At 49.5% G+C, this 1909-nt stretch carries 1 protein-coding gene; it reads right to left on the bottom strand.

Annotated elements, in window-relative coordinates:
• Window positions 1-37: 37 nt before the first annotated feature.
• A complete protein-coding gene (locus RR842_RS14465) occupies window positions 38-1408 on the bottom strand; it encodes an NAD(P)/FAD-dependent oxidoreductase (RefSeq protein WP_332730276.1) in 1371 nt (456 codons plus the stop codon).
• Window positions 1409-1909: the final 501 nt, after the last annotated feature.

The following is a 1909-nucleotide window of genomic DNA, read 5'->3' as shown; positions in this document are numbered from 1 at the left end:
ACGTTACGGCAGCTTGTTTTACCTCAATGCTTCCAAGCTACTTTGCTAGCAGATAGTTATCAACAAGTTCGAAGGCGCTATTGATGCACAGTTCTATGCCGACACCTTCGCCGCCTGCTGTGCCTCCCACGAGGTAAAGACCCTCAATGCTCGTTTTTACCTGGGGTCGATCGCTTCCTACCTGTCCAACGGTCTGGCCGATGCCGATAACGGAACCGCCCTTGCCTACTGCTCCCGTGAACCAATCCGGTGTTGCATGGTCCAAAAATACCAGGTGCTCACGAATGTTGGGGATATATTTCTCAACAGACTTCAGCATCAACTCGGGGATTTTTTCCAAGGTTTCCGGGGGAAGGCCTAAGGGCAGCGGAGCACCAAAGTTGATGAGCTGCTTGCCTTCCGGCGCCACGCTTTCATCGAAGTTCGAGCAGGCAATCAGGAAGATGTTGAGGTCTTCGGGAACATCGCCTTTTCGAATTCTGTCGTAATAACGCTGCTGGTCGCTGTCGCCAATTTGAGACAGCATCAAAAGATCGGTGATATGTTCGTCGAGGGCAGCGCGAAGAAGGTAAGCGCTCCAGGAATAATCGAGATTCTTGACGCGCTCGGCATAGTCTGCATCGAAATACTGCTCGCCAACAAGATCCTTGACGGTATCTTTGATATCGGCATTGGATATGATGACGTCGGATTCGTAGAGCTTACCGTTTGCAACTACGCCAACAGCCTTGTTGTTCTCTATGACAATTTTTTCAACAGGCGTGTTCAGCAGAAGCTCTCCGCCTAGTTCGCGGAACGCATCCGATATTTCGCCCGAAATGGCACCGCAGCCGCCCGTAGGATAGCCCGAGGCGCGAGCAGCAGCTTCGTAACGGACGCATCGCATGAACTCTCCTGCACTGCATTCCCAGGAGGGGACCGTCACGTAAATCATAGTAATGCTGCTTACGCAGGCATGCGCAAGGTCATTTGTGGTGTAGTTGTTCAGGAGTTCTTTGGTGCTGACATTGTTAAAGGAATCAACTTCTTCGGGGGTTCTGGTCATGATGTCGCCCATAAAGCGCATTACGCCGGCAAAGTCCTCTGCCGGAATCATATGCTCAAGATCATGGGGGTACTTGAAGATTTCGCCGTTGAAGCTTGTCAGCGGACGCACTTTCTTCCACTCAATTTTGCTTTCGATACCAGCGCGTTCGTGCAGCTGACCCAAAGGACCCTTGTTGCTGCGAGAAATAAGATGCACGCCGATGTCCAGAGTAAAGCCGTCTTTTTTGTAAGAAGCCAAACGCCCGCCCACGACGTCCTTCTTTTCTAGGATAAGCACTTTCTTGCCGGCCTTTTGCAGCAGAAGGCCGGTAGAGAGGCTTCCTATCCCTGATCCTACCAATATCGCATCGTACTTGGTCATGTCATCCTCCTTGTAGATCATATGGTTATCTTCCCAAAGGGCGAACCCTTCAACGAATACCCATACGGTACCTTCCCCTCTTTTCTTGGGCAATGAAAACGCACGATGGCAGTATTAATATAAAGCACGCTGATGTGAATAAAGGGCGACCCAATGTGTCAAAAAATGTCAAAAATATAAGATGTTAGGGAAAGAAACAAGACGTTTCTAGGCATTTTTTAACTACAAAGAAGGCCTGGGAGGTATTATAAGTCAAGAGGACAGTTTCCCTGTTTTGACCAAAAATGGTGTAGAGTGTAAACTCACCTTGTCCAATCTGACAGTTTGCATCGGCCGGGCTATAGGAAGGATTTAGCTCATGGAGGAATACATCTCCGATGAACTTGTCTCGGAAAACGAAAAATGGCTTCTTGCAAACCACGAAGCACTCGAGGCTCTGCCCGACGCGCTTGCCGAATCTTGGAAGCGCTCATATTTCTTCGGAGTTGACCCTCTGCTTTC

Source organism: Gordonibacter sp. (genome assembly GCF_036667095.1).
Classification (GTDB): domain Bacteria; phylum Actinomycetota; class Coriobacteriia; order Coriobacteriales; family Eggerthellaceae; genus Gordonibacter.
This window is presented reverse-complemented; position numbering and strand designations above follow the sequence as displayed.

Coding starts and splice junctions, on each gene's coding strand:
- RR842_RS14465 (WP_332730276.1), bottom strand. CDS start 1,408: ATGACCAAGTACGATGCGATATTGGTAGGATCAGGGATAGGAAGCCTC.